Here is a 25166-nt window from a genome sequence, read left to right on the forward strand (position 1 = left end):
ATCATACTCGTGCATGACGGTGCAACAGTCGCTGCAAGCTTGCAAGCAAAGATACATTTTATCGCAAAGCGTCCCCGGATTCATGAAAACGATGCCATTCAGGCAATTTTTGAGCACGCAAGGACCACAACCGCGAGCGGGCCCGAGACTAGACGCCTCTTTACAGGCTATAATCTCCGGTTCTGTCTCCGAATTACCGCATTCCGTTCCTTAAAAGAGCGTAAAAAACCATAAAGGTTCTACGCTCTGTAATGCTGGTTCTCGGATTCTTTCTCTTCTTTGACTGATTTCTAAAGGGGGGTTGGGATGTCCGATCTGGCTACCCACGCCAAGCTGGCGCGCTCGTCCGCGCAGCTGCCGGTAAATGTTTACTTCGACCAAGCGCTGCTGCAGCGCGAAATGCAGCAATTGTTCCTGAATGGCCCACGCTACGTCGGCCACGAACTGATGGTGCCCGAACTGGGCGACTTTGCGACCCTGAAATCGGAGAACGAGGGCCGCATGCTGGTGCGCAACCAGGGCGGCATCGAAGTGCTGTCGAACGTCTGCCGCCACCGCCAGGCGCTGATGTTCAATGGCCGCGGCAATGCCAACAACATCGTGTGCCCGCTGCACCGCTGGACCTACGACCTCAAGGGCGAGCTGATCGGCGCACCGCATTTTGCCGACACCCCCTGCCTGAACCTGTCGAAGACGCCGCTGCAGAACTGGAACGGCCTGCTGTTCGAACAGAACGGCTACCACGTCATGGACAAGCTCAAGAACATGTCGGTGACGAAGGACCTCGACTTTTCGGGCTACATGTTCGACCACGTCGAAGTGCACGAGTGCGACTACAACTGGAAGACGTTCATTGAAGTCTACCTGGAGGATTACCACGTCGAGCCCTTCCACCCGGGCCTGGGCAACTTCGTCAGCTGCGACGACCTGCAATGGGAATTCGGGCCGGACTACAGCGTGCAGACCGTGGGCGTGCACCGCGGCCTGCAGAAATCCGGGTCGGCTGCCTATAAAAAATGGCAGGAACAGATCCTGAGGCTGAACAACGGCCAGCCGCCGAAGTATGGTGCGATCTGGCTGACGCTGTATCCGAACATCATGGTCGAGTGGTATCCGAACGTGCTGGTGGTGTCGACGCTGTGGCCGATGGGTCCGCAAAAGACGCGCAACGTGGTCGAGTTCTACTACCCCGAGGAATTCGTGCTCTTCGAGCGCGGCTTCGTCGAAGCCGAACGCGCCGCCTACATGGAAACCTGCGTCGAGGACGACGAGATCGCCCTGCGCATGGATGCCGGCCGCAAGATCCTGATGGAACGCGGCGTCAGCGAAGTGGGTCCTTACCAGTCGCCGATGGAAGACGGCATGCAGCACTTCCACGAGTGGTACCGCAGCCGCCTGCAGGACATCGGGCCGGGCGCCTCGGGAGTTTGATGCCTGCTTTATGGATGCTGTTCGCCAGCTTTGCGTTCGCCGCCATGGGTGCGGCCGTGAAGCTGGCCTCCCTCACCTACTCCACCTCCGAAATCGTGATGTACCGCGGGATCCTCGGCAGCCTGTTGCTGCTGCCGATGATCCGCCAACAGCGCGGTACGCTGCGCACACCCTTCCCCAAGGCCCACCTGTGGCGCAGCATCGTCGGCGTGGTCTCGCTGTGGATGTGGTTCTACGCGATCGGCAAGCTGCCGCTGGCCACCGCCATCACGCTGAACTACATGGCGCCGATCTGGCTCTCCGCGTACATGTTCTTCAAGGGCTGGTGGCAGGGCAAAGGCTTGAGCGAATGGCCGCTGATCCTAGCCGTCGGCGCGAGCTTCGTCGGCGTGACCCAGGTGCTGCGCCCGGCGGCCGAGACCGACCAGTGGCTGGGCGGCGCGGTCGCCATCGCCTCCTCCGTCATTGCGGCGATGGCCTACCTGCAGGTGCGCCGCCTGGGCCAGATGGGCGAGCCCGAATACCGCGTGGTGTTCTATTTTTCGCTGACCATGGCGATTGCCGGCCTGCTGGGCACCCCGTTCGAGAACGGCTTCGCTACTCCGCTGCACGCGCATACCTGGCACAGCGCCGGCCTGCTGCTGGCGGTCGGCTTCCCGGCCCTGCTGGCCCAGATGGCGATGACGCGCGCCTACCGCCTTGGCAAGGTGCTGGTGGTGGCCAACCTGCAGTACACCGGCATCATCTTTTCCAGCCTGTGGGGCATGCTGCTGTGGGGCGACGTATTCGACTGGCACGTCTGGCTGGGCATGGCCGTGATCCTGGCCTCCGGCATCGCCGCGACGTTCTACAATACGCAGAAAACGGCGCGCGGCGCCGTCGTCAAGGACACCGACCCCATCGCCAGCGAATAAGGAGCCTCCCATGTATACGACCCTGATCGACCCCGCCACCCTGGCCGCCCGCATCGACGACCCGGCCTGGGTCGTGCTCGACTGCCGGCACGACCTGGTGAACCTGGCCGCGGGCCGCGACGCCTATGCGGCCGGGCACTTGCCGCAGGCGCAGTTCGCCGACGTCGAGACCGCGCTGTCGGGCGCGAAACGCTATCCTCAAGCTGACGGCAGTGACGGCGCCTTCCGCGGCCGCCATCCGCTGCCCCAGCGCGAAGCATTCATCGAGCAGCTGCGCGCCTGGGGCATCGACGACGCTACCCAGGTCGTCGCCTACGACGCCCACGGCGGCATGTTCGCGGCGCGCGTGTGGTGGATGCTGCGCTGGGTCGGCCACGAGGCGGTGGCGGTGCTGGATGGCGGCCTGCCGGCGTGGCAGGCTGCGGGCAATGCGCTGTCGACCGAGGCTCCTGCCCCGCGTGCGCGCGGCACGATCGCGCTGCGCGATACGCTGGTCGCCAGCGTCGACGTGAACGAGGTCTTGCAGAATGTACAGGACGGCGGCCGCACGGTCGTCGATGCGCGCGCGCCGGATCGCTTCCGCGGCGAGAACGAGACCATCGACCCGGTCGGCGGCCACATCCCGGGCGCGAAGAACCGCTTCTTCAAGGACAACCTGCAGGCCGACGGCCGCTTCAAGGCGCCGGCGCAGCTGCAGGCGGAACTGGGGAGCATCGTCGGCGATCCGGCACGGGCGATCATGCAGTGCGGCTCGGGCGTGACCGCCTGCCACAACCTGCTGGCGCTGGAAGTGGCCGCTCTGCCCGGCGCGGCGCTGTATCCGGGATCGTGGAGCGAGTGGAGCGCCGATCCTTCACGGCCGGTGGCCACCGGCAGCTGAATCAGCGGCTGTAGTCGTACGGGGCGGGCAGGATGTCCGCCATCGTGAACAGCACCACCGAGACCACCAGTGCGCCGAGCACGTAACCGAAACGCCACGGTTTTTCGCGCAGCGCCGCGACGCATTGGGCCGTGAGTTGACTGACCAGGCTTGCCATGCTTTTCTCCATTGAACTGCGCATTGAACTGCGCATCGAGCTGAATCCCGACTAACGATTCAGCATAAAATGGAAGAAATTAGGCTGTCAATCTTGCGGCGCAATATCCGGCCCGCATGAGGTTAATGCGCCTCATTGGCCCTCAGTGGTCCTTAGTGTCCATGCGTCAGGAACAACACGATCACCACCCCCAACCCGATCAGCAGCACCTGCGGGATCGATTCGCGCAGCGTGGCACGGCGCTGCATCTGCGGCATCAAATCGCTCACGGCGATGTAGATGAAGCCCGAGGACGCGAACACCAGCACGTAAGGCACCAGGTCGCTGGCATTTTCCAGGGTGTAGTAGCCGAGCAGGCCGCCGGCCACCGCCAGCAGGCTGCACAACAGGTTGAAGACGTAGGCGCGCACGCGTGAAAAACCGGCGTTCAGCAGCACGATGAAGTCGCCGATCTCCTGTGGGATCTCGTGGGCGATGATGGCCACGCCGGTGACGATGCCCAGTTGCGGATTGGCGAGGAAGGCAGCGGCGATCAGGATGCCGTCGGTGAAGTTGTGCATGCCGTCGCCGATCAGGATCATCCAGCCGGCCTTGCCGGCCTGCTGCGCGTCGTGGCCGTGATGATGGTGGTGGCCGTCGCCTTCGTGGTGGTGCGAGTGGCGCATCAGGGCCACCTTCTCCAGCAGGAAGAAGGCCAGCAGGCCACCCAGCAGGGTCGCGAACAGCTTGTGCGGATCCGCCTTCGACTCGAACGCCTCCGGCAGCGCGTGCAGCAATGAGGTCGACAGCATGATGCCGACCGACAGGCTGACCATGCGCTCGACCACTTTCGAGAGCAGGGTAAATGAAAACACCGCGGCAGCCGTGATGCTGACAACGCCCGCCAGCCCGGTGGCCAGCAGGATGGAGATGAGGACGGGATCGATTTAAGAGCCTCTTCTTATTGATCGTATGCGAGCCGGGCATTGTACCCTCCCCGGCGCGCGTCCGTGCAACTCGGCAGTACTCGCGGCTTCAGGCGACGCCGTGCTGGCGGAACCAGTCCAGGGCACGGTTCCAGCCGTCCTGCGCATCCCGCGCGTTGTAGCTCGGGCGGTAGTCGGCATAGAAGGCGTGGCCGGCATCCGGATAGACCACGAACTCGGAACCGCTGCTGCCTTGCGCAAGCGCGGCCTTCATCCGTTCCACGGTATCGAGCGGGATGCCGGTGTCCTGGGCGGCGTACAGGCCCAGCACGGGCACGCGCAGCGCAGGCGCGACGTCGACCGGGTGGCTGGTCTGCTTGCCGTTGGTGTCGCCGGCCAGGCGGCCATACCAGGCCACGCCCGCTTTCACCTTCGGGTTATGGCTCGAATACAGCCAGGTCACGCGTCCGCCCCAGCAGAAGCCGGTGATGCCCAGCTTGTCGACGTCGCCGCCGTTCCGCGCGGCCCAGGCCACGCAGGCATCGAGGTCGCCGTTCACCTGGGCGTCCGACGCCTGCGAGACGATGTCGCGGAACAGCGTGGGAATGTCGGCGATGGTGGACGGGTCGCCCTGGCGCACGAACAGCTGCGGCGCCAGCGCCAGGTAACCCTGCTTGGCGAAGCGGCGCGCGACGTCGGCGATGTGTTCGTGGACGCCGAAGATTTCCGAGATCACCAGGACGATGGGCAGGTCCGATTGCCCGGCCGGCTGCGCGCGGTAAACGGGCACGGTCTGGCCGTTCACGTCCAGGTCGATCCAGCCGGCGCTGAGGCCCTCGGTATCGGTCGTGATCACGTTGGCCGTCGGTGGCGTGGCGGCGGCGAAGCCGGTGCCGCTTTTCTGAGAGTTATCTGTCATAGGTCGTTTTTCGGTCGGGATGGCAAGGGGGGCCTATCTTAGCAGCGGGGCCGGCGCGCTGCTGGCGCGCACCTTGTTGCCTGAATGCATGCCGACCGGGTATTGACGCGTCATAAAGTCTCTGGCGGACGCTGCCGTACAGTGCGGCATGACCTTATTTCTGGAGACATCATGCAACTGAAGCCCGTCCTCGCAGCCTGCGCCATCGCCCTGCTGGCTGCCACCTCCACCGCGCCCGCACAGGCCCAGCAAGCGGCCGGCGTCACCCTCGGCCAACTCGGCTATCGCCTGCTCGACCTGGCGCCGGACGATGGCATCGACCCGTGGATCGGCTTCAACAGCCAGGCCACCCACGCCTATGCGCACGTCTATGACCAGGAAGGGAACGAGGTCGCGGGCACGGACATCGACCGTTTCGGCAGCACCGGCTTCGACAATCCTTGGGCCAGCCTGCATGCCCAAACCAGTGCCGATGCCGCCAATGTGCTGCTGACGCTGTACAGCGGCTGGGGCTACGTGAGCGCCAACCGCAGCCTGCACTTTTTGCTGTCGCCACATACGCAGGTGACATTCAGCGTGGATGCCGACCTGTGGGCGCGGCCGGAGACGCCCGGCGTGTCGTGGCCGACCGCGATGGCCGAGCTGTATGGCTCGCTCGATGGGTTCAATGACGGGGAGCGTTTTACCGACACCTTCCGGCTCGAGGATGGCGTGCGGCGCGGCACGCTGTCGGTAACGGCGGCCTCGCAGGGGGAATGGGCGGAAGGTCGGCTGGCGTTCGACGCGTATGCGGTGGCGGAGTCGCATGCGGTGCCGGTGCCTGAGCCGGAGACCTCGGCGCTGTTGCTGGGTGGGTTGACGTTGCTGGCGCTGGTGCGCGGGTGGCGCACGCCGAACCGCTGACGCCTGAGCGTCATTCCCGCGAAGGCGGGAATCCAAGTTGCGCGCGTTTCGACGGCTTATGCAAACTTGAATCCCCGCCTTCGCGGGGATGACGTTTTCAAGCCAACGAATGAAACGAGCCGGCAGCTCGCGGAAGTGCTAGTGCGCGGAGGCTCAGTGAGCCTCCTCCCAATTCCGCCCCACCCCGGTCTCGGCCACCAGCGGCACCTTCAGCGTCGCCACACCCGCCATCAGCTCCGGCAGCTTGGCCTTGACCAGTTCCAGCTCGCCTTCCGGCACTTCCAGCACCAGTTCATCGTGCACCTGCATCACCATGCGCGTGCCCAGCTGGTCGGTCTCGATCCAGTCCTGCACCGCCACCATGGCCAGCTTGATCAGGTCGGCCGCCGTGCCCTGCATCGGCGCGTTGATCGCCGCGCGTTCGGCGCCGGCGCGGCGCGGGCCGTTGGGCGAATTGATCTCGGGGAGCCACAGGCGGCGGCCGAACACCGTTTCGACGTAGCCCTTGGCCTTGGCCGACAGGCGCGTCTCGTCCATGTATTGCTTGACGCCGGCGAAGCGCGCGAAGTAGCGGTCGATGTAGTTGCTGGCGGCGCCACGCTCGATGCCCAGGTTCTGGGCCAGGCCGAACGCGCTCATGCCGTAGATCAGGCCGAAGTTGATGACCTTGGCGTAGCGGCGCTGTTCGCTGTTCACCTCTTCCGGCGCCACGCCGAAGACTTCGGCGGCGGTGGCGCGGTGGATGTCCTCGCCGGAGGCGAACGCGCGCAGCATCGCCTCGTCGCCCGAGATGTGCGCCATGATGCGCAGTTCGATCTGCGAATAGTCGGCCGACACGATCACGCTGCCCGGCGGCGCCACGAAGGCTTCGCGAATGCGGCGGCCTTCCGCGTTCTTCACCGGGATGTTCTGCAGGTTCGGATCGCTCGACGCCAGGCGTCCGGTGATCGCCACCGCCTGCGCATAGTTGGTGTGCACGCGACCGGTGTTCGGGTTGACCATCTTCGGCAATTTATCCGTGTAGGTCGACTTCAGCTTCGACAGGCCGCGGTGTTCCAGCAGTACCTTCGGCAGCGGGTAATCCTCGGCCAGCTTCTGCAGCACCTCTTCGTCGGTCGACGGTGCGCCGGTGGCGGTCTTCTTGATCACCGGGAGCTTCAGCTTGCCGAAGAAGATTTCGCCGATCTGCTTCGGCGAGCCGAGGTTGAACGGGCCTTCGGCCAGCTCGTAGGCCTGCTTTTCCAGTTCCAGGATGCGCGCCGCCAGTTCGTTCGACTGCACGGCCAGCAGGTCCGCATCGATCAGCACGCCGTTGCGCTCGATCTTCTGCAGCACGACCGAGGTCGGCAGCTCGATCTTGCGGTAGATGTAATCCAGGCCCTTGTCGCTTTCCACGTGGCCGATCATGGCCTGGTGCAGGCGCAGCGTGATATCCGAATCCTCGGCCGCGTACTCGGTGGCGCGCCCCAGTTCAACCTGGTCGAAGCAGATCATGTTGGCGCCCTTGCCGCACACGTCGACGAAGGGGATCGTGGTGTAGCCGAGGTGGCGCAGCGCCATGGTGTCCATGTCGTGCGGCTTGTGCGACTCGAACACGTAGGATTGCAGCAGCGTGTCGTGCACGATGCCGCGCAACTTGATGCCGTGGTTTTCGAAGATGTGGCTGTCGTACTTCAGGTTCTGGCCGAGCTTGGGCTTGTCCGGATTTTCCAGCCACGGCTTCATACGCGCCAGCACGTCTTCGCGGTTCAGCTGCTCGGGCACGCCGGCGTAGCGGTGCGCCAGCGGGATGTAGGCGCCCTTGCCCGCTTCGACGGACAGCGAGATGCCGACCATCTCGGCCGTCATCGGGTCGAGCGAGGTGGTTTCGGTATCGACCGAGGTCAGTTCGGCCCTGTCGATCAGGTCGAGCCAGCGCGCCAGTTGTTCCTCGGTGCTGACGGTCTCGTATTCGCCCTTGATGATCGGCATGCCAGGCTGGGTGCCGGCGGCCGCGCCTTCCGGCGAGTTGAGGGCGCCGTTGGCGTCGACATTCGCGCCCGGCGACAGGTATTTGCCCGGGTTAGCGCCGCCCGCGCCCAGTTCGCGCAGCATGCTCTTGAAACCGTAGCGCTGGAAGAAATCGCGCAGGGCGTCCTTGTCTTCCGGACGGCCGACCAGCGATTCCTCGATCGACACCAGGTGGTTGGCGAGGTCGCAGTCGGTTTTTACGGTGATCAGCTCGCGCCCTTTCGGCAGCCATTCCAGCGCCGCCTGCAGGTTGGCGCCGACGGCGCCGCCGATCGAGGCCGCGTTTTCGATCACGCCATCCAGCGAGCCGTGCAAGGCCAGCCACTTGACCGCGGTCTTGGGGCCGCACTTGGTCACGCCCGGGACGTTGTCGACGGTGTCGCCGATCAGGGTCAGGTAATCGATGATGCGGTTCGGCGGCACGCCGAACTTGGCCACGACGCCGGCTTCGTCCAGCTTTTCGTTGCTCATCGTATTAATCAGCATGACCTTGTCGTTGACCAGCTGGGCCAGGTCCTTGTCGCCGGTCGAGACCACGGTCTTCATGCCGCGCGCGGTCGCCTGGGCCGCCAGGGTGCCGATCACGTCGTCCGCCTCGACGCCTTCGACCATCAGGATCGGCCAGCCCATGTGGCGCACCACTTCGTGGATCGGCTCGATCTGCTTGGCCAGGTCTTCCGGCATCGAGGCGCGCGTGGCCTTGTACTCGGGATACAGGTCGTCACGGAAGGTCTTGCCCTTGGCGTCGAACACGCAGGCGATGTAGGCGGCCGGGAAGTCGGTGCGCAGGCGGCGCAGCATGTTGACCATGCCGTGCATGGCGCCGGTCGGGTGGCCGTCGCCGCTGCGCAGGTCCGGCAGTGCGTGGAAGGCGCGGTACAGGTAGCTGGAACCGTCGACGAGAAGGAGAGTATTGTCCATGGAAACTGAAATCGGGTGGGCCGCGGCGGACGCGGCGAATCGGTGCCATTATCGCAGAATCGGCCAGCAAAAAAGCACGGCCGGGGTTGCACTCGCTATGCACTACAGATGGGGACGCTTCAACACTTTCACAGGGAGCGGGCGTGTTTGTTACAATGGCCAAATCGACAAAGGTGACCATTATGCCGCGCTCATTTTCCGCCCTGAAACTCTCCATGCCGCTGTCGGCAGCCCTGCTGGCGCTTGCCGCCGGCCAGGCCGCGGCCCAGCAAGGCAGCTCGCAAGCAACCCAGAACCAGACGCCGCCGGCCAACGTGCAGCGTATCGAACCGGGCAGCGACGTGCCGGCCACCAACATTCCGCCGAAGCGCGGTACCGAGATCACCGAACACCGCAACAACAGCGGCCAGGTTACCGAAGTCGAAGTCACCGCCGGTGGCAGCCACTATTACATGCGGCCGAATAACCAGCCGGGCAACGCGCAGACCACCGCGATCCGCGCGCCGCAGTGGAAAGTGGGCGAGTTCGACCTGAGCGGCAAGCGCCGCGCCGGCAACGAAGCCGGCCAGAACACCCCGACCACGGCCGATGCGCCGCCACCGCCGCCGATGCCTGCCGGTCCGGGACCGGACACCAAGTAAGCCATCCTCTCGATCGGCCGTCCGATGCGCGGCCGATGTGTCGAGCCTTTCATTGCCCCCACTTCACCACGACAATGGCAGTATTCACCTCGGTCACACTGGACGATCTGTCCCAGTGGATCAAGCAGTTTCCCCTTGGCCAAGCCCTCAACCTGCAGGGCATTGCAAGCGGCATTGAAAACACCAATTTCTTCCTGACGACCGAACGCGGCGAGTTCGTCCTCACGATTTTCGAAAACCTCAGCTTCGAGCAACTGCCCTTCTACGTGCAACTGATGCGCCACCTGGCCGAGCGCGGCGTGCCGGTCCCGGATCCGGTGGCCAACGAACGCGGCGAACTGGTGGTGCCGCTGCACGGCAAGCCGTCGATCATCGTCAGCAAGCTCGCAGGCAGCTCGCAGATGGACCCGCAACCGGTGCACTGCGCCGAAGTCGGCGCCATGCTGGCACGCATGCACCTGGCCGGACGCGATTTCACGTTGCAACAGCCGAACCTGCGCGGCCTCGACTGGTGGACCCAGACCGTGCCCGGCGTCCTGGCCCACCTCGATGCGGACACCGCCGCCCTGCTGTCGTCGGAACTCGCGTTCCAGCAAGAATTTGCCGCCACCGACACCTACCGTGCGCTGGCACGCGGTCCGGTGCACGCCGACCTGTTCCGCAACAACGTGATGTTCGTCGGCGACAAGCTGAGCGGCTGCTTCGATTTCTATTTCGCCGGCTGGGACAGCTGGCTGTTCGACATCGCCGTCACCGTCAACGACTGGTGCATCGACCTGGCCACCGGCGCGCTCGACCCGGCGCGCGTGCAGGCGCTGACCCATGCCTACCACGCGGCGCGCCCGTTCACCGCGGCCGAGCAGGACGCCTGGCAGCCGATGCTGCGCGCCGCGGCGCTGCGCTTCTGGGTGTCGCGCCTGCATGACTTTTACAAGCCGCGCGCGGCCGAGATGCTGACGCCGCACGATCCGACCCATTTCGAGCGCGTCCTGCGCCAACGCCTCCAGACGCCCGCACCCCGGCTGAACGCATGAACAAGCTCCCCGCAAGTACCGGCTGGGATTGGCTGAAGCAAGGCATCGGCCTGTTTCGCAAGCAGCCGGCCGCCCTGACCACGCTCCTGTTCGCCACCATCCTGTTCAGCCTGCTCCTGGGCCTGGTGCCGCTGTTCGGCCCCCTGCTCGGGCCGGTGCTGGTGCCGTCGCTGTCGATGGCGGTCATGCAGGCCTGCCTGATGATCGAGAACGGCGAACGCGTCACGCTGTCCGTGCTGCTGACCGGCTTTCGCAAGCCGGCGCTGGCGGCCCTGTGCAAGGTCGGCCTGGTCTACCTCGGGGTCTGGCTGGTCGAAATGGGGATCGTGGCGCTGACCCTGGGGCCGGAATTCTTCCAGAAGGTGGCCGAGAGCCGGCAGCTGGCCAAGGACGAAGCGCAGATCATGGCAGCGGCGCCGCTGTTCATGACCTTCTTCTGCATCATGATTGTGAACATGCTGATCATGATCACGCTGTATTTTGCCGGACCGCTGACCTACTGGAAGCACATGAGTACCGGCAAGGCGCTGTTCTACAGCTTCTTCGCGGTGGTGCGCTCGGCACGCGTGTTCCTGGTGCTGCTGCTGGCCTGGTTCGGGCTGTTCTTCGTGCTGGTCTGGATCGCGCAGCTGCTGTTCCGTGAAATCTGGATCGGCCAGGTGGTGGTGATGTGGGTGGTGTTCCTGTTCGTGCTGCTGCTGCAGTGTGCGATGTATGCGGGTTATCGCACCATTTTCGGCAAGCCGGCGGAGGGATCAGAGCCCGGTGTTGCCTAGGGGTCAGAGCCCGGTTTTGCTTTGAGGGGCTATGACCCCGGTGCTCAGCTACCGGCCCAAGCCGATTACCGCCCCACCCGCTCCAGCTTGGCCACCGACAGGTCCAGCACCTTCATCCCCGCCGCGCCGAAATTGATCTGCGCGCGCGCACTGCCCGCCCCGCCCTCGATGTTGACGATCACGCCCTCGCCGAAACGCGCGTGCGACACGGTCTCGCCGATGCGCCAGCCGGTGCCGTTCCCTAGCGCACTCGTCGACTTCTGCGTGATCTGCTTGGCGATCTGGTTGTCGACGCCGCCTTCGCGGAAGTTGGCGTCGTCCCAGGCCGTGGTCGACTTGCGGCCGGCGAACCAGTTGGTCTGCACGCGCGGCGACAGCCATTTCAGCGACTCTTCCGGCAGTTCGTCGAAGAAGCGCGACTTCATGTTGAAGCGGGTCTGGCCGTGCAGCATGCGCTGCTGGGTAAAGCTCATGTACAGGCGGCGCCGGGCGCGCGTAATCGCCACGTACATCAGGCGCCGCTCCTCGTCGACGCCATCGAGCTCGCGCGCGCTGCTCTCGTGCGGGAACAGGCCCTCTTCGATGCCGGTAATGAAGACGGCGTCAAATTCCAGGCCCTTGGCCGAGTGCACGGTCATCAGCTGCATCGCTTCCTGGCCGGCCTGGGCCTGGGCGTCGCCCGCTTCCAGCGAAGCGTGCGCCAGGAAGGCGGACAGCGGCGACATCACGGCCGCCAGCGGCGCATCGGCGTCGATGATCTCGACCCCGTCGGCATTCACGATGGCGTCGCCGCTGGCCGCCGCGGCCTGCGGACCGAGGTGGGCCGGCGTGTGGGTGCCGAAGCCCTCTTCCTGCACGAACTGGGTGGCCGCGTTGACCATCTGCTGCAAGTTCTCGATGCGCTCCTGGCCCTCTTTTTCCTTTTCGTAGTGCGCCAGCAGCGTGCTGCGCTCCAGCACCACGCGCACCATGTCCGGCAGCGGCAACTGCTGGGTCTCGAAGCGCGCGCTCTCGATCAGCTTGACGAAATTGCCCAGCGAACTGCCCGCCTTGCCGGTCATGTAGGGCACCGCCGCGTACAGCGACACGCGGTGGGCGTCCGCCGCCATCTGCAGCTGCTCGATCGAGCGCGCGCCGATGCCGCGGGTCGGGAAGTTCACCACGCGCAGGAAGGCCGAATCGTTGTGCGGGTTGTCCATGAGCTGCAGATAGGCGATCGCGTGCTTGACCTCGGCGCGCTGGAAGTAGCGCAGGCCGCCGTAGACGGTATACGGCAGGCCGGCCGCGAACAGCGCGTGCTCAATGACGCGGCTCTGGGCGTTGGAACGGTACAGGATCGCGATCTCGTTGCGCGACATGCCCTCGGCCATCAGGCTCTTGGCTTCCTCGATGATCCACTGGGCTTCCTCGAGGTCGGACGAGGCTTCGTACACGCGCACCAGCTCGCCCTGGCCGGCGTCGGTGCGCAGGTTTTTGCCCAGGCGCTTCGCGTTGTTGGCGATCAGCAGGTTGGCGCTGTCGAGGATGTGGCCGTGCGAGCGGTAGTTCTGCTCCAGCTTGATCAGGTTCTTGACCTCGAAGTCGCGCTCGAACGCCTGCATGTTGCCGACGTTGGCGCCGCGGAAGGCATAGATGCTCTGGTCGTCGTCGCCGACGGCGAAGATGGCGCCGCCGGCCGGCTCGTTGTGGCCGGCAAGCAGCTTCAGCAGGTTGTACTGCAGGTCGTTGGTATCCTGGAACTCGTCGACCAGGATATGACGGAAGCGCATCTGGTAATGCTGGCGCAGCGGGTGGTTGCGCTGCAGCAGCTCATAGGCGCGCAGCAGCAGTTCCGCAAAGTCGACCACGCCTTCGCGCTGGCACTGGTTGTCGTAGGCTTCGTACAGCTCGACCATGCGGCGCTGCACGTGGTCGTAGGCTTCGACGTCGTGCGCGCGCAGGCCTTGGTCCTTGTTGTTGTTGATGAAGTACATCAAGTCCTTGGCCGGGTACTTCTCATCATCGACGTTCATCGCCTTCAGCATGCGCTTGATCATCGACAGCTGGTCCTGGCTGTCCAGGATCTGGAAGGTCTGGGGCAGCGCGGCGTCGCGGTGGTGCGTACGCAGCAGGCGGTTGCACAGGCCGTGGAAGGTACCGATCCACATGCCGCGGGTATTGATCGGCAACATGGTCGACAGGCGGGTCAGCATCTCCTTGGCCGCCTTGTTGGTAAACGTCACCGCCATGATGCCCGCCGGCGACACCTGCCCGGTCGTGATCAGCCAGGCGATCCGGGTGGTCAGGACACGGGTCTTGCCCGAGCCGGCGCCGGCCAGGATCAGGGCACTTTGGGACGGCAGCGTGACGGATGCCAGCTGTTCGGGATTCAGGTTGTCGAGGAGATTCATGCAGGCATTATACCGTCGGACCATGCCAGCGGCGTCGCGGAGATGGGTTTTTACTGATCATATATACAGTATCACAACGGGCAACCCGGAGGTTTTCACGACGCGATCTGGCGGTGTGCAATCTTTCCGCACGGCTCGCTGGCGCCATGGCGCGCACGGATACCGTACGTTTGGCAGCCGATGTGTTCCCCAGGCCGCCGCCCCGCCAAGCTGCGGGATTGCGGGCCGCGAACTTTTTTGCCATAAGGAGGCTGAACATGCTGAACCGCGTCGTTACCGTCGCTGCACTCGCCGTGGGCGGTGCACTGCTGTCGAAACAAATGAAGAAAAACAAGGGCTCCGGCATGGATTCCTCGATCATCGAAACGATCGAGGTCAATGCGCCGGTCAGCACCGTCTACAACCAGTGGACCCAATTCGAAGATTTCCCGCAGTTCATGGCCAGCGTTCATGAAATCCGCCAGCTCGACGACAAGCACCTGCACTGGAAAGCGAATGTCGCCGGCGAAGAAAAGGAGTGGGATGTCGAGATCACCGAACAGATCCCCGACAAGCGCATCGCGTGGCGCAGCACTAGCGGCGTGCCGAACGGCGGCGTCGTCACCTTCCACAAGATCTCGGACAACCTGACCCGCGTGGCCCTGCAGATGGATTACCAGCCGGAAGGCCCGCTCGAGAAACTGGGCGACGCCTTCGGTGCCGTGCGTTTGGAAACCTGCGGCAACTTGCAGAAATTCAAGGACATGCTGGAAAAACGCGGCCGCGAGACCGGCGCCTGGCGCGGCAGCATCTCTCAGCATTAAGCGAGCATCCTCTGTCAAAACGCCGCCTCGTGCGGCGTTTTTACATTTTGTGACCAAACATTCCGGTGCTACGCTCATTTCGGGACTACCATGGTTTTAAGACAATCAGGAGAAACCATGGCCAGCATTCACCACCCCAACGCCCGGCGTCCGCGCGATGCGTTCGCAGAAAGCCCGATCCAGACTTTGCGCCGCGACCACGACATGATCCGCAAGCTGGCCGACAAATATCTCAACGGCCATAGCCTGGATGTACGGCGCCAAGCAGCGATCCAGTTGGTGCAAGCCATCCACACCCACTCGCGCCTCGAAGAAGCGGTGTTCTATCCCGGCGTGCGCAAGGTCGAGCCGAACTTGGTTGCCCACTTCGAAGAAGAACACCTGAACGTCGACGACATGCTGGCGGCGCTGCAGGGCATGCATATCGACGAACGGCGTGCCGACATGCTGATGCGCGACATGATCCAGTCGACCCTGGCGCACATCCGCGAAGAAGAAGAGGAACTGTTCCCCATGCTGGAACTGGCCCATCTGGACCTGAGCGCGGTGGCGCTGGAAATGCAGGTGTTCGAAGCGAACCTGGTGCACATGCAGGCCCAGTTCGGCAAACTGGGAGTGCGCCATTGAAGCCTGTTGATTCCTTACTAAATAACAACGCCACCCTCCGGTGGCGTTGTTATTTATGCGCTTACTAATAAAGCTACCAAGGCATTTACCACACGCGGCAGCGCTTTTCCTTGACCATCGGCTGGCCCGCCTTGCACTGGAAGGCTTGCTGGAACTGCGGCATGTTCACCACCAGCCCGTTCACGCGGAACTTGCCCGGCGAGTGCGGATCGGTCATGGCAGTCACGCGCAGGTTTTCCGGGCGGTCGTTTTCGCAGGCCCATTGGGCGTTGCCGATGAAGAAGCGCTGCTCCGGCGTGAGACCGTCGCGCGGCTGCGCCGGCTGGGCTTGTTGCGGCATGCTCGCCATTTCTTCCTTCCACGCCATCCAGCCCAGGATCAGGCCGCCCAGGTCGGCGATGTCCTCGCCCAGCGTCAGCTTGCTGTTGATCTTGATGTCGTCCACCACCGTGTACTGCGCGTACTGGTCGACGATGCACTGGGCGCGCTCTTCGTAGGCCTTGGCATCCTTCTTGGTCCACCAGTCCTTCAGGTTGCCGTTGGCATCGAACTGGCGGCCTTCGTCGTCGAAGGCGTGGGTCAGTTCGTGGCCAATGGTGCCGCCGGTGTTGCCGTAGTTCGGCGCATCATCCATCTTCGGGTCGAACAGCGGCGGCTGCAGCACGCCAGCCGGGAAGTTGATGTCGTTCATCTGCGGATTGAAATAGGCGTTCACCGTCGGCGGCGTCATGCCCCACTCGCTGCGGTCGAGCGGCTTGCCGATCTTGGCCAGGTCGCGCCGCTGTTCGAACATGTTGCCGCGCACGACGTTGCCGGCAAAATCGCCCGCCTTTACGTCATAGGCACTGTAATCGCGCCATTTGTCCGGATAGCCGATCTTGTTGACGATCGCGGCCAGCTTTTCCTGCGCCTTCTTCTTGGTGTCCGCGCTCATCCAGTCGAGCGACTCGATGTCCTTCTTCATCGCGTCTTCGATCTGGCGCGTCATGTGCAGCGACTTGGCCTTGAGTGCCGGCGAGAAGGCGCGGCTGACGAATTCCTGGCCCAGCGCTTCGCCCAGCTGGCGGTCGACCAGCGCCACGCAGCGTTTCCAGCGCGGCGGCTGTTGCTGCACGCCGCGCAGGGTCTTGCTGAAGAAGTCGAAATGCTCGTTGTCGAAGTTCGAGGCCAGCGCCGGCGACATGGTACGGGCCACGTGCCAGCGCAAATAGGTGCGGGTCGATGCGATGTCGCCGCTCTTCCACATCTGGCCCAGCGCCTTGAAGAAGGCCGGCTCGGTGACGTTGAAGGTGGTCTGCTTGCCCTGCCCCAGCTCATCGAGGTAGGCCTGCCAGTCGAAGCCCGGAGTCAGCGCCTGCAGGCCTTTGGCATCGACCTTGTGGAACAGCTTGTACGGGTCGCGCTTGTCGACGCGCGACAGCGAGGCCTTGGCCAGCGCAGTCTCGATCTCCATCACGCGCGCGGCTTCGCGCTGCGCCTGCTCCGGGGTGTCGCCCAGCAGCTTGAAGGTGTTGGCGATGTGGGCCACGTACTTGGCGCGGATGTCCTTGGAGCGCTGGTCCGTCTTGAGGTAGGAATCGCGGTCCGGCAGCCCCAGGCCGCCGGCGACGGCAAACGCGATCACGCGCGAGGAATCGCCGTAGTCCTGGCTCGAGCCGAAGCCGAAGTACAGGCCCTGGTCGGCCAGCGCCAGGTGCAGTTTCGCCAGCACGCGCGGCAGGTCGCGCTGCGAGCGCAGGCCGGCGATCTGGTCGAAGTAGGGTTTCAGCGGCTCGGCGCCACGCGCCTCGATCGCGCGCTCGTCCATGCAGGCGCCGAAGTAGTCGCCGATCTTTTGCTGGCTGACGCTGCGGCCGTCCTGGCGCTTGGCCAGGTCTTCCAGGATGCCCCACAGGTAGCGGCGGTTGTCCTGGGCCAGCTTGCCGTACACCGACCAGCGCGCCTGGTCGGCCGGGATCGGGTTGTTCTTCATCCAGCCGCCGCAGGCGTACTGGTAGAAGTCGACGCAGGGATCGGCGCTGCGGTCCATCGCATTCACGTCGAGACCCGGCGTGTAGGGGAATTCGGTGGCCGGGCGTTCCGCCTTGGCCGCAGGTGCAGCGGAGGCGGCGGGCGCGGGCGTGGTGGTCTGGGCAGTGGCAAGGGCGCCAAGTCCGGCCAAAGTGGCGGACACGGCAAGGCGAACGAACTGGCGCATGGGCAGGTTCCTGGTGGGATACTGGAAATGACAACGCGCCACCCGGTCAGCGGCGCGCCGACATGCTGCCATATAAATACCAGCCCGACAATATTTACTGGATGACACACAACGCCTACAAAGCAAAACGGCGGCTGCCCCCTCGGGAACAGCCGCCGTTTTTGTAAGCTTCGTGCTACGAGAAGTCGCTTAGAACTTCCAGACCACGCCGACGCTGTAGTTGGTCGAGTCGCTCGATGGCTTCTGGACTTCGAAACGGCCCGACAGCTGCGGGTTGAAGTTGTAGTTCAGGCCGATACCGTACAGGCCACCGTCGGTGTCGTCGCCGTAGGTGATGCCATTGGCCTTGGCTTCAGCGCGCAGGTTGTTGTAGCCCAGGCGGCCGTACACGTCGAACTGTGCGTTCAGCGGGTAGGAGCCGACCAGCGACAGGTGGGTCTGCTTGGCCTTGACGTCGGTACCGAACACGTCGAACTTGCCCAGGTAACGGTAGCCCAGTTCAACTGCGAAGAACTGGTTGAAGCCGTAGCCCAGGAAGCCGCCGAAGCTGGTCTTGTCCTGGTCGAAGTCGTCGATCTTGGTCGAACCGACGTCCAGGCCGCCGTAGAAGGCGGTCGGGGCGGCAGCGAACGAGGAGGAAGCCACCAGGGCCAGGGCTGCAGCGGCAGCAAATTTCTTCAACATGTCGATTTCCTGATCAATAAATATGTATTGAGCAATTGAGTTAATTTATCAATTGCAGAGAAGCAATTATAACCATTCAATGACATTCTTGCACGGCGCTGGTGCAATCGTGCCCCTGTTTGTGGCGAAAATGATACTCTGCAGTTAAGGGAGCGTATTGACGGTCGGTCACAGCGAGCGGCTCATCCTTGCGGTGCCGGCCGCGCTAGGCCGCGCGCCATGGCGTCGCGGATCAGGGCGCGCACCGCAGCATTGGCACGCTCCCCTTCCCGCTCCATCTGCTTGCCCAGCGCGTCCATCTGCTTGCCGAGCGCATCCATGGGTTTGCCGGCTTCGTCCATGCGGCGGCCGATCTCGTCCGTCTTCTGGCGGGCGGCGCGCTGGGCGGCAGCATCCGCGGCTTCGCCCATTTGGGTACCGAGGGTGTTCATTTGTGCACTCAAGCGGTTCATCCGGGTTTGCAGGCGCTGGCGTTCGCCGTCGTCCTCGGCCTGTGCAATCTGCCGGCCGAGGTCGCCCATCTGGCGGCCCAGGTCGTTCATCCGGCTTTGCAGGTCGTGCAGGCGGGCCTGGTCGGGGCGGATATCGGCCGCCGAACGCGACATGTCCTTGCCGAGCGCATCCATCGCCTTGCCGTGACGGTCCATCTCCTTGCCATAGCCTTCCATTTGCCGGCCCAGGCGCTCCATCGGCTCGTACGCGGCATGCACCTGGGCCAGCACCTTCGGATCCTGCACGACCCAGGACTTGCCGTCTGCCCGGAACCACAGGAATTCGCCGTCGATGCTGCGGCGCAGTTGCCGGATATCGGCCCAGTCGCTCACGTCGCCGCTGGCGCTCAGGTTGTGCTCGGTGCCGCTGACCAGCGCAAAGCTCTCGTCATGGCGGCGGTGGCCGGCGCTGCGCTCGGCATCGCGTGCCGCGGCCCTGGCCTGGCCGGCGGCTGTTTGCACTTGTGCTTGCGCACGGCTTGCCGCGGCTTGTGCTTGCGCTGCCGCCGCCTCGGCTTGCGCTTGCGGCGCGGCGTTGGCGCTGCCGATCCGGGTCGATGCCGCGGCCGACAGCACCAGGGCCAGCAGCGGCAGCGCCAGCTTCCAGTTCGGTTTTCCAGTGTGAGGGTCGGATTGCGGACGAACCAGGCGTTTGATACGGGACATGAGATTTCCTCCGTGCGCCGCAGGGGCGAGCGAGTGGGTGGACAGCTGGAACTGGTCCAGCTCGGACAGGGCAAGCGCCAGGCGCCGCGGTTCGCCCAGCAAGCTTGCGGCAAGATCGTCGGCGATCAGTTCGCGCTCGATCCGGATGCGGTGCGACAGCCACCACACCGCCGGGTGATAGAACAGCAGGACCTCGACCGCGCTCTGCATCAGGTTGACGAGGTAATCGTGGCGCCGCACGTGGGCCAGTTCGTGCGCCAGCAAGGCTTCCAGCAGCGGCGGCGCCATGCCGGTGGCGAGCGCCGCCGGCACCAGCACCAGCGGACGCCACCAGCCCGCCGTGACCGGCCCGCCGATGCGCGCTTCTCCCGGCGCCCCGGCATCGTCGACCAGGCCCAGCATCACGCGCCGGCCGATGCCGAGGCGCGCCGCCATGCGGTCGAGCACGGCCTGCCAGGCCGGGTCGGGACGCCAGGCGCCGGGACGGCTGCACCGCCGCACCCAGGCCAGGCCCAGCAGCAGGCGCAGGGCCAGCATCCCTGCCCCGCCCGCCCAGCACAGGATCACCAGCGGCAGGCGCGGCTGCAGCCCCAGCCGCATGGCTTCCAGCCAGCCATGCGCGCCGGCGCCGGTGTCCAGGCCCTGCGCTGCCAAGGCGGCGGCGGATGCCCGGCCCGCCGTATCCGGCAGCAGCACGCCCGGCAGTGCGGAACCGGCACCGACCTCGACGCCGCCAAGGCGCACCAGCACCCCGGCCAGCGGCAAGGCCGCGCACAGCAGCAAGGCGGCGCAGGCAAGCGCATAGCGCGTCTGCGGCCGCGCCCGGCCCATCAGCGCCAGCACGGCGGCGGCGGCGCAGCCCAGCAGCGCGCCCTGCCAGACGAAATCGAGCAGTGCCCAGGCCAGGGCGTTCATGGCAGCGCCTTGCGCTTGTAGGTGAAGTGCGGGTTCATGCCGTTTCCTTTTGTCCAGGGCAGTATGGAATGACTAGAAAGTTTTGTCTAGAACTTTTTTTCTAGATGTGCACGTGGGGTGGATGGCTGCACGATAGCGGGACGTGCGCGGCCGGGCCAGCAGGCTGCGACAGGCTGCAGGATCGGCGGAACAGACGGGAGAAAAGGAGGAGAAACGAGAAAGGATTACGTCACCCCTGCGAAAGCAGGGGCCCAAGTTTTGCGCGCTGACGTAACGCAGGCAAACTTGGGGCCCCCGCCAAGGGGGCCGCCTAGGCCGGGGGCGACGTATAGGAGCTAACGCAATAAACTACGGCATGGCGTGCCGCAGAAGTCGATCAGTACACGACCACCGAGCGGATCGACTCGCCCGACTTCATCAGGTCGAAACCTTCGTTGATGCGGTCCAGCGGCAGGTGATGGGTGATCAGGTCGTCGATGTTGATCTTGTTCTCCATGTACCAGTCGACGATCTTCGGCACGTCGGTGCGGCCGCGGGCGCCGCCGAAGGCCGAGCCTTTCCATTCGCGGCCGGTGACCAGCTGGAACGGACGGGTCGAGATTTCGGCGCCGGCTTCGGCCACGCCGATGATGATCGACTGGCCCCAGCCCTTGTGGCAGCACTCCAGCGCCTGGCGCATGGTGGTGGTGTTGCCGATGCACTCGAACGAGTAGTCGGCGCCGCCGTCGGTCAGCTGGACGATGGCGTCGACCACGTTGCCGACTTCCTTCGGATTGACGAAGTGGGTCATGCCGAACTTGCGCGCCATGTCTTCGCGGTCCGGGTTGATGTCGACGCCGATGATCTTGTCGGCGCCGACCATGCGCGCCGCCTGGATCACGTTCAGGCCGATGCCGCCCAGGCCGAACACGACCACGTTGGCGCCCGCCTCCACTTTCGCCGTGAAGATCACGGCGCCGATGCCGGTGGTGACGCCGCAGCCGATGTAGCAGATCTTGTCGAACGGGGCGTCGCTGCGCACCTTGGCCAGCGCGATTTCCGGCACCACGATGTAGTTCGAGAAGGTCGACGTGCCCATGTAGTGATAGATCGGCTTGCCGTCGAGCGAGAAGCGAGAGGTCGCATCCGGCATCAGGCCGCGGCCCTGGGTCGAGCGGATGGCCTGGCACAGGTTGGTCTTTTGCGACAGGCAGAATTTGCACTGGCGGCATTCCGGGGTGTACAGCGGGATGACGTGGTCGTCCTTGCGCACGCTGGTCACGCCCGGGCCCACGTCGACCACCACGCCGGCGCCTTCATGGCCGAGGATGGCCGGGAACAAGCCTTCCGGATCGGCGCCGGACAGCGTGTAGTAGTCGGTATGACAGATACCGGTCGCCTTGACTTCGACCAGTACCTCGCCCGCCTTCGGGCCTTCGAGTTCGACTTCCTCGATCGTCAGCGGCTTACCCGCCTGCCATGCAATCGCTGCCTTGGTTTTCATGTTCGATACTTTCCTGGATGGTTATGCGATGCGGCCATTATCCGCACAAGCCCGCCTGCGGCCAAGGGGCACACCCTTAGATGGCAGAAAATGGTGCAATAATGACCGGATTTGCCAGCCCCCAACATCTTTAGCGGAACCATGCAAGACAGGCCAGCCAGCGCACCGATCACCATCGACATCATCGTCTACCCCGGCTTCAAGGCCATGGAAGCCATCGGCCCGATGTCGGTGTTCGAATATGCCAACGTGCACCTGCGGCGCGCCGGTAAAGCGGCCGCCTACGACGTCCAGGTCGTGTCCACACGCGAGGGCAACATCCCTTCCGATACGCTGATGTCGCTGCAGGCCACCCGGGCGCTCGATCCCCGGGCCTTGCCGCATACCGCCATCGTGGTCGGTGCGCGCGATATCCGGGGGGCACTGGCCGAGGGCGGCGCCATCGTCGACTGGGTGGCGCGTGCCTGTACCCGCCTGCAGCGCCTGGCGGCGCTGTGTTCCGGCGCCTTCTTCCTGAGCGCCGCCGGCGTCCTGGACGGCAAGGCGGCGGCCACCCACTGGAGCGTGGCGGCCGCCCTGCAGGCCGACTACCCCGGCGTGGCGGTCGATGCCGACGCCATCTTCGTGCGCGACGGCCACCTGTGGACCTCTGCCGGCGTCACCGCCGGCATCGACCTGGCGCTGGCGCTGGTCGAGGAAGACCTCGGCAAGGAACTGGCGCTGCAGGTCGCCACCGACATGGTCGTCTACCTGAAACGCCCCGGCGGCCAGTCGCAGTTCAGCTCGCACCTGCTGAGCGAACGGACCGCACGGCCCGGCATCCGCGACATTCAGAAATGGATTCTGGACAACCTGCACGAACGGCTGTCGGTGGCCCAGCTGGCGCAAAAGGCCATGATGAGCGAGCGCCACTTCGCCCGCGTGTTCCTGCAGGAAGTCGGACTGAGCACCCAGGAATTCATCGCAACCTGCCGCTTCGAGCGCGCCAAGCAATTGCTGTCCGACCTGGCGCTGCCGCTGAAGACAGTGGCGGCACGCGCCGGCTTCAACGGCGAAGCGCAGATGCGGCGCGTGTTCCAGAAACGGATGGGCATCGCGCCCACCTTGTACCGCGAACGCTTCGCCACCACCGGCGTGTCCGCGGCCAAATAGCTTATTTGCTGCGCAGGCGCCCGGCAAACGCCCCGTGCAGGCTGTTGAGCAGCTCCTCGGCCGCGATCAATTGTTCGGCCACTTCGTTGACCTTGCGCCGGTTCGAGCGCGCGTGATCGCGCAGGACTTCGAAGGCGGTGTTGCGGTCGGTCTGGAAGCGCGCCATCAGCAAGCCGACGGCCAGGCTGGTTTCGCGGCCGGCGGCCAGCGCCGCGTTCAGGTTGGCTTCGGTGCGGCGCAGCTGGCGGATCTCGTCGGCGCGCGCCAGCGCCGATTCGAAGGCCGCCAGCAAGCGCGCGGCGTCGACCGGCTTGACCACGAAGCCGACCGCGCCATGGCTGGCGGCCTGGCGCGCGGTTTCGGCGTCGTCGACCGAGGACAGGAACATGAAGGCGACCTGGGTGTGGTCCCTCAGGCGGCGCGCCAGGTCGAGGCCGGACATGCCGGGCATGTTGATGTCGAGCAGGGCCAGCGCGATGTCGCCTTCGCGCTCGGCGATGCGTTGCAGCGCCTCGGGCGCGGAAGCGGCTTCCAGCGTGTCGTAGCCGGCATGCTTCAGGACGGTGGACAGGTATTCCAGCAGGATGGCATCGTCGTCGACCAGCAGGACCAGGCGGCGGGGGGAAAGGGTCGCGTTCATTGTTATCGTTCTCGCGTGAAGAAGGAAGTGAATCGATCATTGCGGATGCAATGCCACATGACCGAAATCCGACGGCCAAAAATATAGCATGCCGGCAAGGCGCTTCGTCAATCAAATTGCATATTCCAGCGATAACGCAACATCCCGCGCGCACGATTGACAATCAATTTTGTAAAGTACGGCGACGGCCTGGTGCAGACCAAAGCCGCCTGCGACAGCATCAAGTCGTGGGCTGCGAAAACTAAGCGCCGCTACTCGCCGCCGCGCAGGAAGGCCGCTTCCTCGTAGCCGCTCAGGACCTGCGCATCCATCGGAATATGATTGGTGCGCAGAATCCTGCCCTCGCGGGCGTACACCAGGTAGACCTCCCCTGCCCCGTTTTCCTTCGGCAGGGTCCGGAATGCCGGACCGCAGCCGACCATTACCCGGTTCTTGTCGGTAGTGTAGTCGAGCACCTGGCCGTCGCGGTATACGCCCTTGATCTGCTCCCACGGCAGGAATACCGCCTGGTGGTGCTGCAGCACCCGGGACTGTCCCGACGCTAACGTCACGGTTTCCGGGGTCGAGGTCAGCGTGCTCAGCGAACCCATGAAGATCAGGTCGGCTTCCTCCTTGACCGCCGCCACTTCGGCCTTGTAGGCCGCAAGGTGTTTCGCATGCGTCTCGGCCTGCTTTTCGGGCGGGACGATGGCGCAGGCGAAGCCGGCTGCGCAATGCAGGACCAGGAGCGGGAACAGGAGGCGTGTCGTCGGCGTGCGCATCGCGGCGTCCAGGGAGTCGGGTGAAACCGCATGGTACACCCGCGCAGGCGCTGACGGACGCAGCCAATGAGCCTCTTTGCGTATAGTGGACCCATGCCCAGCCCTGCCAACTACCCCAGCACCCCGGACGGTCGCTACTTCGTCGTCAAGGACCGCCTCTGGCGCATGAGCAATCCCGATCTCGATCCGGCGCAGCGCCAGGCACTGGTCAATGCGCTGATGCAGGCCCGGCGCCAGGTCGGCGCGGCGAAGAAGGCCGCCGACCCCGAGGCCGAACGGCGCGCCCGCGCCGCGGTCGACGACGCCAAGCGCGGCCTGGGCGAACGCGGCCCGGTCTGGTGGAACGACGGCGCACCGGATTTCAACCGCAAGCTGGTGGCCAACACGCCGTATGCGGGCTGGTACGCGGCGCTTTGACCGGCCGCCACGGTGCCTCAACTATAATGACGGCGTTTGGTGCCCGCGCGCTTGTCTCGAGCGCGCAGTTAAACGGGAAACACATGGCCGCGCCGGTTCCACCGGCAGGCCAGGGTGTGCTGCCCCCGCAACGGTAAGCAAGCGTCGTCGCTGACGACAGGCCATCTCGAACGCCACTGTGCACAAGAGCCTGTCTCGGCAGGCGGGAAGAAGCGGATGGCGATGGATGGCGAGTGTGAGCAAGGCGTGAGGAGGAAGCATGGTGATCCATGCGACGACGAACAACGCCGCTCACGCTCGTCAGGCGCGCCAGCAGCGACTTCCGCCTGCTGAGACAGGCTCTTAACAGCATGGGAAGGCGAGATGGTCCGCCTTGCCAGCCCGGATACCGGCCAGACAGGTGGTACGCGCGGCCGCGAGGCGGCGCGCACCGTTCAGCCGCGCTTACG

General features: G+C 64.8%; 22 protein-coding genes and 1 riboswitch. Of the genes, 11 read left to right on the top strand and 11 right to left on the bottom strand.

Annotation, left to right across the window (positions count from 1 at the left end):
* Positions 1 to 306 precede the first annotated feature (306 nt).
* Genes U1H99_RS18280 through U1H99_RS18290 form a run of 3 tightly spaced genes read left to right on the top strand, consistent with a single transcriptional unit; the run spans position 307 to position 3225 of the window.
* Positions 307 to 1431 (top strand): aromatic ring-hydroxylating oxygenase subunit alpha, encoded by a 1125-nt coding sequence (locus tag U1H99_RS18280; RefSeq protein ID WP_323143135.1) that lies wholly within the window; start codon positions 307 to 309, stop codon positions 1429 to 1431.
* A complete protein-coding gene (locus U1H99_RS18285; RefSeq protein ID WP_323143136.1) occupies positions 1431 to 2345 on the top strand; it encodes a DMT family transporter in 915 nt (304 codons plus the stop codon). The genes U1H99_RS18280 and U1H99_RS18285 overlap by 1 nt, the downstream gene beginning before the upstream one ends.
* Before the next feature lie 10 nt (positions 2346 to 2355).
* Complete coding sequence (locus U1H99_RS18290; protein ID WP_323143137.1) at positions 2356 to 3225, top strand: sulfurtransferase; 870 nt, start codon at positions 2356 to 2358, stop codon at positions 3223 to 3225.
* A 1-nt stretch (position 3226) separates the two neighbouring features.
* Here U1H99_RS18290 and U1H99_RS18295 read toward each other — a convergent pair whose 3' ends face one another.
* The 3 genes from U1H99_RS18295 to U1H99_RS18305 form a co-directional block, all read right to left on the bottom strand.
* Positions 3227 to 3382, bottom strand: a complete 156-nt coding sequence (locus U1H99_RS18295; protein WP_323143138.1) for a hypothetical protein — start codon at positions 3380 to 3382, stop codon at positions 3227 to 3229.
* A gap of 152 nt (positions 3383 to 3534) precedes the next feature.
* On the bottom strand, positions 3535 to 4284 hold the full coding sequence (locus U1H99_RS18300) for a ZIP family metal transporter (RefSeq protein WP_323143275.1): 750 nt from the start codon (positions 4282 to 4284) through the stop codon (positions 3535 to 3537).
* 112 nt (positions 4285 to 4396) lie between these two features.
* Positions 4397 to 5206, bottom strand: a complete 810-nt coding sequence (locus tag U1H99_RS18305; protein ID WP_323143139.1) for a dienelactone hydrolase family protein — start codon at positions 5204 to 5206, stop codon at positions 4397 to 4399.
* 171 nt (positions 5207 to 5377) lie between these two features.
* Here U1H99_RS18305 and U1H99_RS18310 point away from each other — a divergent pair, with 171 nt between their 5' ends.
* Positions 5378 to 6109: a PEP-CTERM sorting domain-containing protein gene (locus U1H99_RS18310; protein WP_323143140.1), complete on the top strand. Its 732-nt coding sequence runs from the start codon at positions 5378 to 5380 to the stop codon at positions 6107 to 6109.
* 153 nt (positions 6110 to 6262) lie between these two features.
* Here U1H99_RS18310 and polA read toward each other — a convergent pair whose 3' ends face one another.
* Positions 6263 to 9040 carry a DNA polymerase I gene (gene polA, locus U1H99_RS18315; protein ID WP_323143141.1) on the bottom strand — a complete coding sequence of 926 codons (2778 nt, stop codon included), beginning with the start codon at positions 9038 to 9040 and terminating at the stop codon, positions 6263 to 6265.
* Between the two features lie 182 nt (positions 9041 to 9222).
* On the opposite strand from polA, the gene U1H99_RS18320 reads away from it, so the two are divergent.
* The 3 genes from U1H99_RS18320 to U1H99_RS18330 all read left to right on the top strand — a co-directional run bounded on the left by U1H99_RS18320 (position 9223) and on the right by U1H99_RS18330 (position 11491).
* A complete protein-coding gene (locus tag U1H99_RS18320) occupies positions 9223 to 9681 on the top strand; it encodes a hypothetical protein (RefSeq protein WP_323143142.1) in 459 nt (152 codons plus the stop codon).
* Positions 9682 to 9755: 74 nt separating this feature from the next.
* Positions 9756 to 10715, top strand: a complete 960-nt coding sequence (locus tag U1H99_RS18325; RefSeq protein WP_323143143.1) for a homoserine kinase — start codon at positions 9756 to 9758, stop codon at positions 10713 to 10715.
* Complete coding sequence (locus U1H99_RS18330) at positions 10712 to 11491, top strand: BPSS1780 family membrane protein (RefSeq protein ID WP_323143144.1); 780 nt, start codon at positions 10712 to 10714, stop codon at positions 11489 to 11491. The genes U1H99_RS18325 and U1H99_RS18330 overlap by 4 nt, the downstream gene beginning before the upstream one ends.
* A gap of 65 nt (positions 11492 to 11556) precedes the next feature.
* Here U1H99_RS18330 and U1H99_RS18335 read toward each other — a convergent pair whose 3' ends face one another.
* Complete coding sequence (locus tag U1H99_RS18335) at positions 11557 to 13881, bottom strand: UvrD-helicase domain-containing protein (protein WP_323143145.1); 2325 nt, start codon at positions 13879 to 13881, stop codon at positions 11557 to 11559.
* A gap of 257 nt (positions 13882 to 14138) precedes the next feature.
* Here U1H99_RS18335 and U1H99_RS18340 point away from each other — a divergent pair, with 257 nt between their 5' ends.
* Together U1H99_RS18340 and U1H99_RS18345 are read left to right on the top strand one after the other, a co-directional pair.
* Positions 14139 to 14684: an SRPBCC family protein gene (locus U1H99_RS18340; protein ID WP_323143146.1), complete on the top strand. Its 546-nt coding sequence runs from the start codon at positions 14139 to 14141 to the stop codon at positions 14682 to 14684.
* Between the two features lie 117 nt (positions 14685 to 14801).
* On the top strand, positions 14802 to 15311 hold the full coding sequence (locus tag U1H99_RS18345) for a hemerythrin domain-containing protein (RefSeq protein ID WP_323143147.1): 510 nt from the start codon (positions 14802 to 14804) through the stop codon (positions 15309 to 15311).
* 85 nt (positions 15312 to 15396) lie between these two features.
* Here U1H99_RS18345 and U1H99_RS18350 read toward each other — a convergent pair whose 3' ends face one another.
* The 4 genes from U1H99_RS18350 to U1H99_RS18365 form a co-directional block, all read right to left on the bottom strand.
* Positions 15397 to 17508: a M13 family metallopeptidase gene (locus tag U1H99_RS18350; protein ID WP_323143148.1), complete on the bottom strand. Its 2112-nt coding sequence runs from the start codon at positions 17506 to 17508 to the stop codon at positions 15397 to 15399.
* A gap of 189 nt (positions 17509 to 17697) precedes the next feature.
* Complete coding sequence (locus U1H99_RS18355) at positions 17698 to 18192, bottom strand: outer membrane beta-barrel protein (protein ID WP_323143149.1); 495 nt, start codon at positions 18190 to 18192, stop codon at positions 17698 to 17700.
* 182 nt (positions 18193 to 18374) lie between these two features.
* On the bottom strand, positions 18375 to 20264 hold the full coding sequence (locus tag U1H99_RS18360; RefSeq protein ID WP_323143150.1) for a M56 family metallopeptidase: 1890 nt from the start codon (positions 20262 to 20264) through the stop codon (positions 18375 to 18377).
* A 376-nt stretch (positions 20265 to 20640) separates the two neighbouring features.
* Positions 20641 to 21747, bottom strand: a complete 1107-nt coding sequence (locus U1H99_RS18365; protein WP_323143151.1) for an S-(hydroxymethyl)glutathione dehydrogenase/class III alcohol dehydrogenase — start codon at positions 21745 to 21747, stop codon at positions 20641 to 20643.
* 141 nt (positions 21748 to 21888) lie between these two features.
* Here U1H99_RS18365 and U1H99_RS18370 point away from each other — a divergent pair, with 141 nt between their 5' ends.
* Complete coding sequence (locus tag U1H99_RS18370; protein ID WP_323143152.1) at positions 21889 to 22899, top strand: GlxA family transcriptional regulator; 1011 nt, start codon at positions 21889 to 21891, stop codon at positions 22897 to 22899.
* A 1-nt stretch (position 22900) separates the two neighbouring features.
* Here U1H99_RS18370 and U1H99_RS18375 read toward each other — a convergent pair whose 3' ends face one another.
* Both U1H99_RS18375 and U1H99_RS18380 read right to left on the bottom strand, forming a co-directional pair.
* Positions 22901 to 23539 (bottom strand): ANTAR domain-containing response regulator, encoded by a 639-nt coding sequence (locus U1H99_RS18375; protein WP_323143153.1) that lies wholly within the window; start codon positions 23537 to 23539, stop codon positions 22901 to 22903.
* Positions 23540 to 23790: 251 nt separating this feature from the next.
* A complete protein-coding gene (locus U1H99_RS18380; protein ID WP_323143154.1) occupies positions 23791 to 24300 on the bottom strand; it encodes a hypothetical protein in 510 nt (169 codons plus the stop codon).
* Positions 24301 to 24393: 93 nt separating this feature from the next.
* On the opposite strand from U1H99_RS18380, the gene U1H99_RS18385 reads away from it, so the two are divergent.
* Entirely contained in the window at positions 24394 to 24717 is a 324-nt protein-coding gene (locus U1H99_RS18385; RefSeq protein WP_323143155.1) for a hypothetical protein, read from the top strand.
* A gap of 20 nt (positions 24718 to 24737) precedes the next feature.
* A riboswitch (cobalamin riboswitch) is annotated at positions 24738 to 25128 on the top strand.
* Positions 25129 to 25166: the final 38 nt, after the last annotated feature.

The organism is Massilia phyllosphaerae (assembly GCF_034659755.1).
Taxonomy (GTDB): Bacteria; Pseudomonadota; Gammaproteobacteria; order Burkholderiales; family Burkholderiaceae_D; genus Telluria; species Telluria phyllosphaerae.